Genomic DNA, 14,791 nt, shown 5'->3' with positions numbered 1-14,791 from the left:
ACGTGTTTTTAAAACGTCTTGAAATTATTGGATTTAAATCATTTGCCGAAAAGGTATCCATTGAATTTGTACCTGGTGTCACGGCCGTTGTTGGCCCAAATGGTAGCGGCAAAAGTAATATTATCGATGCCATTCGATGGGTACTCGGTGAGCAATCTGCCAAATCGTTGCGAGGAGCGAAAATGCAAGATGTCATTTTTGCCGGCAGTGATTCTAGAAAACCTTTAAACTTTGCAGAAGTGACATTGGTTTTAGATAACACAACAGGGCTATTTCCGCTCGATTATACTGAAATCAGTGTAAGTAGACGAGTGTTTCGCTCGGGAGAGAGTTCCTTTCAACTGAACGGGCAGGCATGTCGTCTAAAAGACATTAACGATGTCTTCGTTGACTCAGGTCTAGGGAAAGAAGCATTCTCAATCATCTCACAAGGGCGGGTTGACGAAATATTGAATAGTCGACCTGAAGACCGGAGAAGCATATTTGACGAGGCTGCAGGCGTCTTGAAGTATCGGATGCGTAAAAAGAAAGCAGAGTTCAAGCTTATTGAAACAGATGATAATCTGGATCGTATTTTAGATATCTTAAAAGAACTCGATGATCGGATGGAACCGCTCGCTGCGAATGCCCGCGCTGCTGAGCGTCATGGGAAGCTTGTGACTGAACTGAGAGATGCCGATGTGCGTCTTCTCAATGTTGAGGCATCCTATCTGCAAACGGAACTATTGAATAATAAAACAGTTGTGGAAAGCAAGACGAAAAACAAACTTGAACTGGAAAAAGAAGCGAATATCGCTGAACAACAACTGCAACAAGCTAAATCCTCACTTTCTTTTTTAGATAAAAAGATTTCAGAGCTTCAAGAACAACATGTGGTATCAAGCTCTGAAGCTGAGAAGTGGGAAGGGCGAAGACTTCTTTCATTAGAAAAACAACGCAACGTCAAAGATCGCTCTAAGCGTCTTACAGAGGATTTGGAAAGCTTAAAGCAATTGCTTCTCCAACTGGAAGCGAAAAAAGCAGAACTCACAGAACATAATCATGAAACTGAACTTCAATTATCTAGTAAGTCGGAAGAAATGACGTCGATTTCGAGAAAATTGAAACGTTCACTTGCTGAAACCGAACAAGAAATCGAAAATCTTAAATCGACATATATTGAAGTGTTGAACGAGGAAGCCACTGTTCGCAATGAGTTGAAACATATTGAGGAACGGCTTACAGGTGAGCAGTATTCATCGGAAAAGAGTGGCAAGCAAACGGAAGCACTTCGATCTAAACTCGACACACTTCATGAACTGAGAGAACAGCAAACTGCTGAACTCGGTAAGCTTAAGCGAAACATGGAGGAAGCGACGAAACAGGTAGCAACAAATCGCACACAGCTTCAAAAAACAGAAATCCAGCTTGAAGAGACGAAAACAATGCATCAGCAAGCTGTTAATAAGCGCTACGAACTACAAGGAAGACTTCGTGCATTAAAGAGTATGGAAGCTGATTTTTCTGGGTTTTATTCGGGTGTTAAAGAAGTTCTCGTAGCTAAACAATCGGGAACACTCCAAGGAATAGAAGGCGCTGTAGCCGAACTGATATCTGTTGATAAAAAACATATCAAAGCAGTGGAGACTGCGCTCGGTGGGGCAATGCAACATATTATCGCGACAACTGAGCGAGATGCAAGAGCTGCCATCGGTTTCTTGAAAAAGAAGAATGCAGGGCGCGCAACCTTCTTGCCGCTCGATGTGATGAAGGCGCGATTTGTTCCGAAAGATGTTTTATCAAAAGTCAATCATCATCCTGACTTTGTTGGAACGGCCGATCAACTTGTAACTGTACAATCAGCTTATCGAAATGTGACGGCGAATTTGCTCGGAGCATCCATTGTTGCAAAAACACTAAATGGTGCGTCTGAAATCGCTAAACTTGCTGGCTATCGATTCCGAATTGTTACTCTCGATGGGGATGTTGTGAATGCAGGAGGTTCCCTTACAGGTGGGGGTTCAAAAGTACAATCTACCGTATTCTCCCGTAAAGCTGAACTGGAAACATTGACGAGTCAACTCGATCAGTTGAATCATTCCATCGGTGCCGCAGAAGAAAAATTAAGTGCCATCAAACTGACGATTGCTAGTGAAATGCAAAAAGCTTCGGTATCCGCGCAAAGCACGGATGAACTACAGCGTGCTATCACTCGTATTGACTCAAACCTTCAAGAGACGACTTTTGAAATTCGAACTGCTGAATCTGAATGGAAAACGATTGAAGCAGGAAGAAAAGGTTCAGAGGATACGCGTAGTTCATTGTTTGTAAAACGAGATGAACTTCAGCTGCAACGTGAACGTTTGACAGCACAGCAACAAGAAATTCAAACTTCAGTTGCATCTCTAGAACGTCTCGCTGCAGATCGTCGCAACGAAGAGCAAGCGCTTCGGGAGCGTTATAGTGAACTGCGTGAAGAAACAGCGATTTTACGTGAACAAGTCACCAATCGATCGTCTCTTGCAACCTCGGCGGAACAAGAACTCCAAGATGCAAAACGCAAATTTGTTCAAACGGAAGAAGAACTTCAATTTTTGTCAGGTCAAGAAGAAGGAGAAGTTCTAACCCCTGAAGAAATTGAACAACGAATAGCTGCAGAGACAAATATTGTAACTGAAGTGAAATCAGAATTACTCGCTAAACGGACGGAACGGGATCAACTTGCATCTTCTTGTGACGAGCAGGAGACCACACTAAAACAGATTTCTGACCAGATTCGGATGATTTCTTCAGAACTTGGCAATTTGAATGTCGTGTTTTCTAGAAATGAAGTGAAGCTGGAGTCAGTCCTTATACGTTTGCTTGAAGACTACGGACTTCACCCTGATTATGAAGTTCCTGAAGATTTCAATGCGTCCGATGTGAGATCTCGTGTGGAACAGTTGAAACGAGTGGTTGAATCCTTAGGTCCAGTGAATCCAGGAGCAGTTGAAGAGTACAAAGAAGTGCTCGAAAGACATACTTTCCTAACTGACCAACGAAACGATCTACTAGAAGCGAAAACGACGCTAGAAGAAGCGATGTCAGAAATGGATATGGAAATGAAAACGAGATTTATGTCCACGTTTGACGCCGTACAACAGCGTTTCCGTACCGTTTTCAAGGAAATGTTTGGTGGTGGGGAAGCAGATCTAGTTCTAACAGATCCGGAGAACCTACTTGAAACAGGTGTGGATATCATCGCTCGACCACCGGGGAAAAAGCTTCAGAATTTGAGCCTTCTTTCTGGAGGAGAACGTGCGTTGACAGCAATTACGTTGTTGTTTTCCATTATCGAAGTACGCCCAGTACCATTTTGTATATTGGACGAAGTCGAGGCAGCATTGGATGAAGCAAATGTCATTCGGTATAGCCGATATTTGAAAAAGTTTTCGGAGGATACTCAGTTCATCGTCATTACCCATCGAAAAGGGACGATGGAAGGAGCCGATGTCTTGTACGGAATTACGATGCAAGAATCTGGTGTATCCCGACTCATATCAGTAAAAATGTCCGAAGTTCCGGAAACCGCGTTAAGCACACCATAATTTTATAAAGGAATGTGAGAATGATGTCTTTTTTTAAGAAAATGAAAGAGAAAATCACGGGCACGAATGATTCGGTAACGGGTAAATTCAAAGAGGGTTTAACTAAAACTCGCGATTCATTCACGTCTAAAGTGAATGATTTGGTTGCCCGTTTCCGTGAAATCGACGAAGAGTTTTTCGAGGAATTAGAAGAGGTCTTGCTACAAGCAGATGTTGGATATGAAACAGTAATGGAATTGATCGACCTACTGAAAGTCGAAGTGCAACGCAAGAATATTAAAGATACAGCTGGAATTCAAACGGTTATTTCTGAAAAGCTTGTTGAAATCTATAATTCTCAAGGTGAAATTGATAATAGCTTGAATATCCAAGAAGACGGAATCACAGTCCTTCTCATGGTAGGAGTAAACGGTGTAGGAAAAACTACGACAATTGGTAAACTAGCTTCCCGTTTGAAAGCTGAAGGAAAGACCGTCATGCTTGCAGCAGGTGATACATTCCGCGCCGGGGCCATCGACCAACTTGTTGTTTGGGGTGAGCGTGCTGGAGTTGAAGTGATTCGACAGTCTGAAGGATCCGATCCTGCTGCAGTTATGTTTGATGCCGTTAGTGCTGCAAAAAAACGCAATGTGGATGTCTTGATTTGTGATACAGCTGGTAGATTACAAAACAAAGTGAACTTGATGAATGAATTGAAAAAAGTTCACCGTGTCATCGACCGTGAAATCCCGGGAGCACCTCATGAAGTGTTACTCGCACTTGACGCGACAACGGGTCAAAATGCATTGATTCAAGCAGAAACGTTTAAAGAAGCTACAGACGTGACCGGGATTGTTCTTACGAAGCTTGACGGGACTGCAAAAGGTGGAATCGTTTTAGCAATCCGTAATAAGTTGAATATTCCTGTTAAGTTTGTAGGATTAGGTGAAGGCATCGATGATTTGCAGCCATTTGATCCTGAAAAGTATGTGTACGGACTTTTTGCTGATGGGTTGGAGTTAGAAGCGGATCAGGAAGTTGAAGAGGATAAAGACAAGTAAAATACCTTGACGGACTATGAGGCAACAGCTACTATTAAGAGAAGGTCTGAGGAGGAATTGTACATGCTAGAGAAAACGACACGTGTTAACTTCCTCTTTGATTTTTATCAATCATTATTGACGGATAAGCAGCGCATTTATATGGAACTGTATTACCTAGACGATTTGTCATTAGGCGAAATTGCGGAGGAATACGAAGTGTCCAGACAAGCTGTCTATGATAATGTCCGCAGAACAGAAGCGATGCTCGAAGACTATGAAGCAAAACTTTCGTTGTTCAATAAATTTCAAGAACGATCAGAGTTAATCGAGCAGATCGAACAGCGACTTTCCACTGAAAAAGCGCTGACAGATGAAGTACAAATTTTATTACAACAAATTAAAGAACACGACTAAGGGGGCTCTATGCATGGCTTTTGAAGGATTAGCGCAGCGCCTGCAAGGGACGCTTCAGAAAATCACAGGCAAGGGTAAAATTAGTGAAGCTGATGTAAAAGAAATGATGAGAGAAGTCCGCTTTGCGTTAATCGAAGCGGATGTCAATTTGAAAGTCGTAAAAGAGTTTGTGAAGACAGTTAGTGAGCGTTCGGTCGGTCAAGACGTCATGAAGAGTCTGACACCTGGTCAACAAGTCGTGAAAATCGTAAAAGATGAACTCACAAAGTTGATGGGAGAAGAGCAAACGGCTATTCAGTTTGCCCGTAAGTCGCCAACTGTCATTATGATGGTTGGTTTACAAGGTGCCGGTAAAACAACGACATCTGGGAAACTTGCAAATTCGTTGCGAAAGCGGAACAACAAATCTCCATTACTCGTCGCAGCAGACGTTTATCGACCTGCAGCCATTCAGCAGCTGGAAACGATAGGGAAGCAATTGACGATTCCTGTTTTTTCTATGGGAACTGATATCTCACCTGTGGAAATTGTTCGTCAAGCACTCAAAAAAGCAGATGAGGATCACAATGACGTCGTGATCATTGATACGGCAGGACGATTGCATATTGATGAAACTCTTATGCAAGAGTTGAAAGATATTCGTGAACTTTCATCGCCTGATGAAGTCTTCCTCGTTGTAGACTCAATGACTGGTCAAGATGCTGTAAACGTGGCGAAAAACTTTGACGATGCGATTGGTATTACAGGTGTCGCTCTTACAAAACTTGATGGAGATACACGTGGTGGTGCGGCACTTTCAATTCGTGCAGTTACTCAAAAGCCCATCAAATATGTCGGTATGGGTGAAAAAATGGATGCGCTTGAGCCATTCCATCCTGAACGTATGGCCTCCCGGATTCTCGGCATGGGTGATGTGATGTCTCTCATTGAAAAAGCTCAGGAAAATGTCGATGAAGACAAAGCGAAAGAACTTGAACAAAAGCTTCGCACACAAACCTTCACTTTGGATGATTTCCTAGATCAGTTGCAACAAGTGAAGCAAATGGGTCCACTTGATGAGATTTTAAAAATGATGCCTGGATTCAACAAAATTAAAGGTCTTGACAATGCAAAAGTCGATGAGAGCCAAATGGGGAAAGTGGAAGCAGTCATCTACTCGATGACAACGCAAGAACGCACCACACCTGAGATGATTAACGCGAGCCGGAAAAAACGAATTGCGAAAGGATCAGGTACTTCAATCCAAGAAGTCAACCGATTACTGAAGCAGTTTGAAGAAATGAAAAAGATGGTCAAGCAGATGACCGGTGCACAACAACGTGGTAAAAAGAAGATGAAAATGCCGGGAATGGATGCTTTTTTTAAGTAATTTTATTCGAAAAACAAGGTGTTAAGAAAAAACACTTTACAAACAACAAAAAGCTTGATAATATACTATCTTGTGTGAAACTATTCGGAGGTGCAACTAAAAATGTCAGTAAAAATTCGTCTTAAACGTATGGGTGCAAAGAAATCACCTTTCTATCGTATCGTAGTAGCAGATTCACGAGCTCCTCGTGATGGCCGTCAAATCGAAACAGTTGGAACTTACAACCCGCTTACAAAGCCGGCTGAAGTGAAAATTGACGAAGCAAAAGTTTTGGATTGGATGCAGAAAGGCGCTAAGCCATCTGATACAGTTCGTAACTTGTTCTCAGAACAAGGCATCATGGAGAAATTCCATAACGCAAAACTTAGCAAGTAATCAGGAGGTGCGCTAATGGAGCAGCTGATTAAGACAATCGTAAAACCGTTAGTCGATTATCCCGAAGCGATTCACGTCGAACAGGATGAACAAACGAATCGGGTTGCCTACAAACTTTCTGTCCACCCTGAAGACATGGGGAAGATCATTGGAAAGCAAGGACGTGTCGCAGATGCGATACGGACAATTGTTACATCAGCTGCAGGCAGCCACCGAGGTAAACGAGTTTACCTGGATATCGCTGACTAACACTGCGTAAAGGGAGGAGCCTCGGTTCCTCTCTTTTTCTATATCAATGAATTTTTAACTTCATATAAACGAACAAAGGAAGTGAATGGATTATGCAATGGTTTAACGTCGGGCAACTCGTCAATACGCACGGAATACAAGGTGAGGTACGAGTCACTCCTCGGACAGACTTCCCGGAAGAACGATTTGCGGTCGGTAGTGAACTATCCCTGTTCATGCCAAACGAAACTACACCCATCAAGCTTAAAATCTCAGGAGCGCGCATTCACAAAAACTTCTACTTGCTCACTTTTGAAAACCACTTCAATCTTAGCCACGTAGAAAAATACAAAACCGGGATGCTGAAAATATCAGAGAAGCAACTTGGTGAACTTGAGGAAAACGAATTCTATTATCACGAAATCAAAGGATGCGATGTTGTCACTCTCGAAGGGGACTCAATCGGCAAGGTTACAGATATATTAGAAACCAGCGCAAACGATGTGTGGACAGTTACACCAGCCCAAGGTAAACCACACTACATTCCTTATATCGAAGATATCGTCAAAGAGATCGATATCGAAAATAAGAAAATTACGATTGAGGTCATGGAAGGGCTTCTTTCATGATGAATATCAATATTCTCTCGTTATTTCCAGAAATGTTCGAAGGGGTCCTTCATACTTCGATTCTGAAGAAAGCCCAAGAGAACAAAGCTGTCTCATTTTCAGTTACTGATTTCAGAAACTACTCCGAGAATAAGCATCACAAAGTGGACGATTATCCGTATGGTGGAGGCGCCGGAATGGTATTGAAGCCAGAACCGCTCTTCAATGCGGTTGAAGCTGTCACAAAGGATGCTACAAAGCCGCCTCGAGTCATTCTGATGTGTCCCCAGGGAGAACGTTTCACCCAGGCTAAAGCTGAGGAGCTGGCGTCAGAGGAGAACCTTGTTTTCATCTGTGGCCATTATGAAGGATATGATGAGCGGATCCGAGAGCATCTTGTGACAGACGAACTTTCAATCGGAGATTTTGTGCTAACTGGTGGTGAAATTGCGTCGATGGCGATTATAGATAGTGTAGTACGTTTGCTGCCAGGAGTGCTAGGGAATAACGTGTCATCTGTGGAAGATTCTTTCTCAACAGGGTTGCTAGAGCATCCACACTATACACGCCCAGCGACCTATAAGGGCCATTCAGTGCCAGATGTATTACTATCAGGAAATCATGGTGAAATTGACAAGTGGCGTACGGAGCAATCACTTAAACGTACACTCGAGCGTCGTCCTGATTTGTTAGATAAAATTTCGTTGACATCGGAGCAGGAAAAGATGTTGAAGCGACTGAAATCTAGCCGGTGACTGTTGCACACAACCTCGGTTTATGCTAATATGATATACGTGCTTCTATGTAAGCACATACTTAACTGATGTTCCGCTGCGGTCATGCATCGCAAGAGCCTCTAAGGATAGGAGAGAAAAAATCATGCAACAACTAATTGCAGATATTACAAAAGATCAGCTTAAAAGCGATCTACCGGCATTCCGTCCGGGAGACACAGTGCGTTTGCACGTAAAAATCGTTGAGGGAACACGTGAGCGTATTCAGCTATTTGAAGGTGTCGTTATTAAGCGTCGTGGAGGCGGAATCAGTGAGTCATTCACAGTTCGCAAAATCTCTAACGGTGTTGGCGTGGAGCGTACATTCCCTGTACACACACCAAAAATCGTAAAATTAGAAGTTACTCGTCGTGGTAAAGTACGTCGTGCGAAGTTGTACTACCTTCGCAACCTACGCGGAAAAGCTGCACGTATCAAAGAACTTCGATAAGCATAGAAAGATCAGGAGACCGTTTATACGGCCTCCTTTCTTTTTGCCTCTAAGTGGAATTGAAGGTACAATGGGTTTAATAGACTACAGGGGGCAATGGCATGAACGAAAAGAAAAAGAAAAATGAAACCTTTGAATGGGTGAAAGCGCTACTTATTGCATTTGGAATTGCAGCGATCATTCGTGTTTTTCTCTTCACGCCGATTGTTGTAGATGGAGTCTCCATGATGCCGACACTGGAAGACGGCGACAAAATGATTGTGAACAAAATCAGTTATTCGATTGGCAAGCCGGAACGTTTCGATATTGTTGTATTCCATGCACCTGAACAAAAAGATTATATTAAACGCGTCATTGGGCTTCCCGGCGATACCGTAGAATATAAAGATGATGTTCTTTATATAAATGATCAAGCGTATCCGGAACCTTATCTGGATGCATATAAAAAAGAGATTACAGAAGGCACGCTAACTGAAGACTTTACGTTGGAAGAGAAGATTCAACAGCAAACCGTTCCTGAAGGGCATGTGTTTGTAATGGGGGATAATCGAAGAAAAAGTAATGACTCGCGACATATTGGTGAAATCAATATAGATGAAATTATAGGAACGACAAAATTTGTTTTCTGGCCGATGGATGATATTGGGCTAGTGGATTGAGAAAGTAGGGGGAGCAGATGACCATTCAATGGTTTCCCGGTCACATGGCGAAAGCCCGAAGAGAAGTAACCGAACAGTTGAAACTTGTAGATATTGTATTTGAACTTGTAGATGCACGACTTCCATTATCTTCTCGGAATCCGATGATCGATGAAGTCATTCATCAAAAACCAAGAATACTAATTCTAAACAAAATGGATTTGGCGGATGAACATGAAACTGCTAAATGGATCCGATATTTTGATGAGCAAGGCATTCGTGCAGTCGCAATTAACTCTTTTGAAGGCAAAGGGCTGCAGGCAGTAACGAAGGTAGCTAAAGAAGTATTAGCGCCTAAAATTGAGCGGATGAAAAAGCGCGGGATCCGACCAGGTGCAATTCGCGCGATGATCGTCGGAATTCCGAACGTTGGAAAATCAACGCTGATCAATCGACTTGCTCATAAGAATATAGCTAAAACAGGAAATAAGCCAGGTGTCACTAAAGCTCAGCAATGGATTAAGTATGAAAAAGAATTAGAACTGCTTGATACGCCGGGAATTCTATGGCCGAAGTTTGAAGATCCTGAGATAGGTCAAAAGCTCGCGCTGACGGGCGCAATTAAAGACACGATTGTAAATATGGAAGATCTAGCGATGTACGGTTTAAGATTTTTGTCTAATCGTTATTCAGGACGATTAGAAGAACGGTATGGCTTCGCTACAGTAGAGGACAATACGGCCGAACTGTTTGAAGCAGTAGGTGCACGTCGAAAAGCCTATACGACTGGTGGAGAAATCGACTACGATAAAGTTGCAGAGCTAATTATACAAGATGTCAGAACAGGTAATTTTGGAAGGTTAACATTCGACTGGACAGAAGAACAGGAGTGACCTAGCCGGAGCCGGCAACCGGCTTCGGCTTTTGTATATCTAAAAATTAGTGGAGTGACCGATAAAAGAAGTAAGGAATTGAAGAAGGATGGAAGGTGAGCGTGTGAAAACAATACAATCGATTAAATTACTACTCAAAGAAACGAACGAGCTTGAGCCGTGGATGGCGGAGTTGTCAAAGGATGAACGTAAAGGAGTACAACAAGCGCTCATTAGCTGGAATAGAGCGTATGACAAACGCTGCGCTTCTAAGGCTAGCCACATAGAGAAACAGCAATTTGATGCTTCGTATGCACCGTTTGAAGGAGCTCAAGTAGCGGGGACGGACGAAGCTGGCAGAGGCCCTTTAGCAGGTCCAGTTGTGACAGCAGCTGTCATTCTGCCACTTGAAGCAGACGAGCTGATCGGATTGGATGACTCTAAACAGATCCCCAAGAAAGAACGCGAACGCCTTGCAGAAATTATCAAACGAATCGCGGTAGCTTGGTCTGTGCATGTGCAATCTGCGAAACGGATTGATGACATCAATATTTATGCAGCGACACGCGAATCGATGGAACAGGCAATCTCCACATTGTCTATTGAACCCGATCAAGTCCTTGCGGATGCGATGCCACTAACAGTAAAATGTCCATCTGCCTCCATTGTGAAAGGAGATGCTCAAAGTTTAGCGATAGCTGCTGCATCCATACTTGCGAAAACGACAAGAGATCAGTTGATGGATGAATTACACGAGGAATATCCAATGTATCGTTTTGATAAACATGCAGGTTATGGTACGCCAGAACACCTGGATGCGCTCAAAGATTATGGTCCGAGCATTCACCATCGGAAAACATTTGAACCGATCAAGACAATGATCGCAAGAAAGGCGGCTGACAGATGAACAATCCGTCAATAACCCCAAACCTCAAACCAGCCAATTTAGGAAATGTACAATCGTCACAGTCCGCTCAACTAAGAGAAGGGCAACTTTTCCATGGGACGATCAAACAACTATATCCAGGTGAAATGGCGGAAGTCCAAATCGGCAACCAAAAGCTTAATGCAAAATTAGAAGTCCCACTAAAGGCGGGAGACTCTTATTATTTTCAAGTGAAGGCAACTGAACCAGAATTACAGTTGAAACTGGTCTCCGGACCACATGCGCAAGGGGAGAGTCAAAGCGCGAAAATCGGCAGTTTGCTCGATACTTTACAACTTACTAAGACGCCAGAAATGCGTAAACTTGTGGACTTTTTCATGAAACAGCAAATTCCTATCACGCGAGAATCATTGATTGCGGGTGAAGCACTTCTGAAGCAAACGTCACCTGGACAACAGCAGGAAGCGCTTCAATCGATAGGGAAGTTGGTGTCCCTCAAGTTACCTATAACACCCCAACTGTTTCATGCGATGATGGGCATTGAAACGAAAGCGGGGCTTCAAGGCGTCCTTGATGCACTTCAGCAGGCAGTCAGCGCGGATAGCAAAATCCCCGCCACTCAAAAGACGGATATTCAAACGATTCTTCAGCAAATAAAACGGCCGTTATTGGAAGCCAATGGAGGCAAACTGTTGGCACAAACACTTTCGACTGCACTGGACAAAACAGCTCCTCCCGAACTTAGGTTCCAAGCGGTCCAACTTCTAAAGTCAGCAGGGATCTTACCTGCACAAACATCTCTTGCCAATCTTCCAACCATGTTAGCAAAGCTTGTCAATTCATCTCAAAACACCCAAGTTCAAATGCAGACTGTTGAAAAACAAGTGGCGCAACAAACCAATACTACTTCTAGTGCCACTGGACAATCGGAAAATGCTCCTAAAATGGACGCGAAGCAGTTGTTAACAGCGCTTCAACAAGCAACAGCTGGTGCAACTAAGCTCCCTGTAGGAGCATCCGCAGAACTCCAACGAATCACTCAACAAACGGATTTACCTACAGGTGTGAAAACCCAGTTAACGAATTTTTTATCAGCTCATTCTCAAACTAATGAAACTGCAAGCGCCTTACTTGCGAAGTTTAGTGAGACATTATTCAATGTAGCTACAAAACAAATGCTACCTAGCCAAAATCCCGCTCAGTCTTCTGCGAATTCAAATTCCACTCCATTACAAACGGGGATGCCGGCTCTGTTACAATCAGTACTTGATGCTCAAGGGGGGCTAGACAAACTCCCTGCACTTGTTAAACAAGCTATGCAATCGAATGCCCCTGTCATTCAATCCTTCTTAGCTGCAGCAGAAGCGGCAACAAGTGAAGAACTTTCAGGCAGTACTATTAAACAAGCAATACAATCTGTATTAGTAAAGCTGGGTGTTCACTACGAAGCAGGTCTCGCATCAAAAGAACTTCACATTTCACAAATTCAAGATTCCCTAAAACCTCAGCTTGTTGCACTTTTACAAGAAGGTATGGCAGGAACAGCTCTACGCGAAGCAGCAGAAACAGTCGTTTCAAGATTGAATGGGCAACCTCTACAATCCACAGAATCTGGTGTACAACAGCAGATAATCATGCAAGTACCACTTCACTTGCAGGGGAAGAGAATTGACACAACGATTGAGTGGAACGGGCGGATGAAAGAAGATGGGAAGATTGATCCGGATCATGCACGTGTCTTGTTTTACTTAGATTTAGAGGCTCTTCACAAAACAGTGGTCGATATGCAAGTACAAAACAAAGTAGTGACATTAACGATTTTCAATGAAGATCCTACATTGAAAATGCTAGGAGCGGTCCTTGAGGATAGACTAGCAGAAGGATTAGATGCGGAAGGATATCGTCTTTCCGCTGTCCGTTTTAAACAATTCCAAGAAGAAGTGATTACTCCGACTAAGTCTAGCATATCTGCGGATAGCGGAACGCAAGGAGTCGATTTCCGGATATGAGTGAAAATCGATATAAGCGCCGTGAAGCAATCGCGTTGACCTATTTGCCTGAGCTCAACGAAGCACCGAAAGTGACGGCAAAAGGAAAAGGTCAAATTGCGGAGAATATACTCGAGAAAGCTCGAGAACATGGGGTTCCTATACAAGAAGATCCAAGTCTAGTGGAATTACTCGGTCAGTTAGAAGTAAATGAGACAATTCCTGACCAGCTATATCAAGCGGTGTCGGAAGTTCTGGCCTATGTTTACAGATTAGATCGTTCAAAAAGCGGAAAATAAACAGTTTAAGACTGTAGTAGAACAGAAATTTCGCACTTTACGAGTACAAATATGGACATAGTATGACAAGTTTACTACAATAGAGTACGCAGTAAAGAATAGTTATCAGTTTGATTGGAGGATATAAGATGAATATCCATGAATATCAAGGGAAACAACTGCTTCGTGATTATGGAGTTGCAGCTTCAAAAGGGATTGCAGCATTTTCTCCAGAAGAGGCAGTAAAAGCAGCGAAAGAACTTGGCACTGAAGTATTTGTCGTAAAAGCGCAAATTCATGCAGGTGGTCGAGGTAAAGCGGGCGGCGTCAAAATTGCTAAAAATCTTGACGAAGTACGTACTTACGCAAAAGAACTTCTTGGCAAAACGTTGGTGACTCACCAAACGGGTCCTGAAGGGAAAGAGGTCAAGCGTTTACTTATTGAAGAAGGCGCTGACATCAAAAAAGAATACTACATCAGTCTTGTTGTAGACCGTGCTACGGATCGTGTTACACTTATGGGATCTGAAGAAGGCGGAATGGATATTGAAGAAGTTGCAGAAGCGACTCCTGAAAAGATCTTCCATGAAGTCATCGACCCAGTCTCTGGATTGACTGGATTCCAAGCACGCCGTATGGCATTCAACATGAATATTCCTGCACATCTTGTGAACAAAGCAGCGAAATTCATGACAGGTCTTTACCAAGTATTCGTTGAAAAAGATGCTTCTATCGTAGAAATCAACCCACTCGTTGTCACAGGTGATGATCAAGTGCTTGCACTTGATGCTAAATTTAACTTTGACGACAACGCATTGTTCCGTCACAAGGACATCGTTGAGTTGCGCGACTTCGAAGAAGAAGACGCAAAAGAAATCGAAGCTTCCAAGTATGACTTGAGCTATATTTCTCTAGACGGGAACATTGGTTGTATGGTCAATGGTGCTGGACTTGCTATGGCTACAATGGATACGATCAATTACTACGGCGGATCACCCGCAAACTTCCTTGACGTTGGGGGCGGCGCGACTGCTGAAAAAGTAACTGAAGCGTTCAAAATCATCCTTTCAGATGAGCATGTTAAAGGAATTTTCGTTAACATCTTTGGCGGAATTATGAAATGTGATGTTATCGCTGAGGGTGTTATCACTGCAGCGAAAGAAGTCGGCCTTGAAGTACCACTAGTTGTTCGCCTTGAGGGAACAAACGTGGAAAGAGGTAAAGCATTGCTGAACGAATCAGGACTTAATATCATTGCAGCTGGCTCAATGGCAGACGGCGCGCAAAAGATTGTTGAAATCGTAGGCTAAGAAAGGCAGGGAC

General features: G+C 43.1%; 15 protein-coding genes. All 15 read left to right on the top strand.

All coding sequences use genetic code 11. The annotated features are described in order from the left end of the window. The first annotated feature begins 2 nt into the window (after window positions 1–2). Window positions 3–3,566, top strand: a complete 3,564-nt coding sequence (gene smc, locus ACR65F_RS00560; RefSeq protein WP_440502761.1) for a chromosome segregation protein SMC — start codon at window positions 3–5, stop codon at window positions 3,564–3,566. Between the two features lie 23 nt (window positions 3,567–3,589). Further along, window positions 3,590–4,606, top strand: a complete 1,017-nt coding sequence (gene ftsY / locus ACR65F_RS00555) for a signal recognition particle-docking protein FtsY (RefSeq protein WP_440503200.1) — start codon at window positions 3,590–3,592, stop codon at window positions 4,604–4,606. 63 nt (window positions 4,607–4,669) lie between these two features. Beyond that, window positions 4,670–5,002, top strand: a complete 333-nt coding sequence (locus ACR65F_RS00550; protein ID WP_025785080.1) for a putative DNA-binding protein — start codon at window positions 4,670–4,672, stop codon at window positions 5,000–5,002. A 13-nt stretch (window positions 5,003–5,015) separates the two neighbouring features. After that, window positions 5,016–6,371 (top strand): signal recognition particle protein, encoded by a 1,356-nt coding sequence (gene ffh / locus ACR65F_RS00545; RefSeq protein ID WP_039041902.1) that lies wholly within the window; start codon window positions 5,016–5,018, stop codon window positions 6,369–6,371. 102 nt (window positions 6,372–6,473) lie between these two features. Further along, window positions 6,474–6,746: a 30S ribosomal protein S16 gene (gene rpsP, locus ACR65F_RS00540; protein ID WP_039041903.1), complete on the top strand. Its 273-nt coding sequence runs from the start codon at window positions 6,474–6,476 to the stop codon at window positions 6,744–6,746. 15 nt (window positions 6,747–6,761) lie between these two features. Further along, window positions 6,762–6,995: a KH domain-containing protein gene (locus ACR65F_RS00535; protein ID WP_440502759.1), complete on the top strand. Its 234-nt coding sequence runs from the start codon at window positions 6,762–6,764 to the stop codon at window positions 6,993–6,995. A gap of 92 nt (window positions 6,996–7,087) precedes the next feature. Continuing rightward, window positions 7,088–7,603, top strand: a complete 516-nt coding sequence (gene rimM, locus ACR65F_RS00530; protein ID WP_440502758.1) for a ribosome maturation factor RimM — start codon at window positions 7,088–7,090, stop codon at window positions 7,601–7,603. Next, on the top strand, window positions 7,603–8,337 hold the full coding sequence (gene trmD, locus ACR65F_RS00525; RefSeq protein ID WP_039041998.1) for a tRNA (guanosine(37)-N1)-methyltransferase TrmD: 735 nt from the start codon (window positions 7,603–7,605) through the stop codon (window positions 8,335–8,337). The genes rimM and trmD overlap by 1 nt, the downstream gene beginning before the upstream one ends. 124 nt (window positions 8,338–8,461) lie before the next feature. After that, on the top strand, window positions 8,462–8,806 hold the full coding sequence (gene rplS / locus ACR65F_RS00520) for a 50S ribosomal protein L19 (protein ID WP_039041905.1): 345 nt from the start codon (window positions 8,462–8,464) through the stop codon (window positions 8,804–8,806). A 101-nt stretch (window positions 8,807–8,907) separates the two neighbouring features. Beyond that, on the top strand, window positions 8,908–9,465 hold the full coding sequence (gene lepB, locus ACR65F_RS00515; protein WP_440502757.1) for a signal peptidase I: 558 nt from the start codon (window positions 8,908–8,910) through the stop codon (window positions 9,463–9,465). 17 nt (window positions 9,466–9,482) lie between these two features. Next, entirely contained in the window at window positions 9,483–10,337 is an 855-nt protein-coding gene (gene ylqF / locus ACR65F_RS00510; protein ID WP_039041907.1) for a ribosome biogenesis GTPase YlqF, read from the top strand. A 103-nt stretch (window positions 10,338–10,440) separates the two neighbouring features. After that, window positions 10,441–11,223, top strand: a complete 783-nt coding sequence (gene rnhB / locus ACR65F_RS00505) for a ribonuclease HII (protein WP_440502756.1) — start codon at window positions 10,441–10,443, stop codon at window positions 11,221–11,223. Continuing rightward, window positions 11,220–13,211, top strand: coding sequence for a TP0910 N-terminal domain-containing protein (locus ACR65F_RS00500; protein WP_440502755.1), 1,992 nt, complete (start codon window positions 11,220–11,222; stop codon window positions 13,209–13,211). Before rnhB ends, ACR65F_RS00500 begins: the two co-directional genes overlap by 4 nt. After that, the gene (locus ACR65F_RS00495; protein WP_440502754.1) at window positions 13,208–13,489 is read left to right on the top strand and encodes an EscU/YscU/HrcU family type III secretion system export apparatus switch protein; all 282 of its coding nucleotides are present in this window, start codon (window positions 13,208–13,210) and stop codon (window positions 13,487–13,489) included. The genes ACR65F_RS00500 and ACR65F_RS00495 overlap by 4 nt, the downstream gene beginning before the upstream one ends. Window positions 13,490–13,617: 128 nt before the next feature. Then, window positions 13,618–14,778, top strand: coding sequence for an ADP-forming succinate--CoA ligase subunit beta (gene sucC, locus ACR65F_RS00490; RefSeq protein WP_440502753.1), 1,161 nt, complete (start codon window positions 13,618–13,620; stop codon window positions 14,776–14,778). The last annotated feature ends 13 nt before the right edge of the window (window positions 14,779–14,791 follow it).

It is taken from the genome of Sporosarcina sp. SAFN-010, assembly GCF_059415065.1.
The sequence above is the reverse complement of the archived record's forward strand: the minus strand, read 5'-3'. Positions and strand labels throughout refer to the sequence as shown.

Coding starts and splice junctions, on each gene's coding strand:
- ACR65F_RS00495 (WP_440502754.1), top strand. CDS start 13,208: ATGAGTGAAAATCGATATAAGCGCCGTGAAGCAATCGCGTTGACCTAT.
- ylqF (WP_039041907.1), top strand. CDS start 9,483: ATGACCATTCAATGGTTTCCCGGTCACATGGCGAAAGCCCGAAGAGAA.
- ACR65F_RS00535 (WP_440502759.1), top strand. CDS start 6,762: ATGGAGCAGCTGATTAAGACAATCGTAAAACCGTTAGTCGATTATCCC.
- sucC (WP_440502753.1), top strand. CDS start 13,618: ATGAATATCCATGAATATCAAGGGAAACAACTGCTTCGTGATTATGGA.
- rplS (WP_039041905.1), top strand. CDS start 8,462: ATGCAACAACTAATTGCAGATATTACAAAAGATCAGCTTAAAAGCGAT.
- ffh (WP_039041902.1), top strand. CDS start 5,016: ATGGCTTTTGAAGGATTAGCGCAGCGCCTGCAAGGGACGCTTCAGAAA.
- lepB (WP_440502757.1), top strand. CDS start 8,908: ATGAACGAAAAGAAAAAGAAAAATGAAACCTTTGAATGGGTGAAAGCG.
- ACR65F_RS00500 (WP_440502755.1), top strand. CDS start 11,220: ATGAACAATCCGTCAATAACCCCAAACCTCAAACCAGCCAATTTAGGA.
- trmD (WP_039041998.1), top strand. CDS start 7,603: ATGAATATCAATATTCTCTCGTTATTTCCAGAAATGTTCGAAGGGGTC.
- ftsY (WP_440503200.1), top strand. CDS start 3,590: ATGTCTTTTTTTAAGAAAATGAAAGAGAAAATCACGGGCACGAATGAT.
- rimM (WP_440502758.1), top strand. CDS start 7,088: ATGCAATGGTTTAACGTCGGGCAACTCGTCAATACGCACGGAATACAA.
- rpsP (WP_039041903.1), top strand. CDS start 6,474: ATGTCAGTAAAAATTCGTCTTAAACGTATGGGTGCAAAGAAATCACCT.
- ACR65F_RS00550 (WP_025785080.1), top strand. CDS start 4,670: ATGCTAGAGAAAACGACACGTGTTAACTTCCTCTTTGATTTTTATCAA.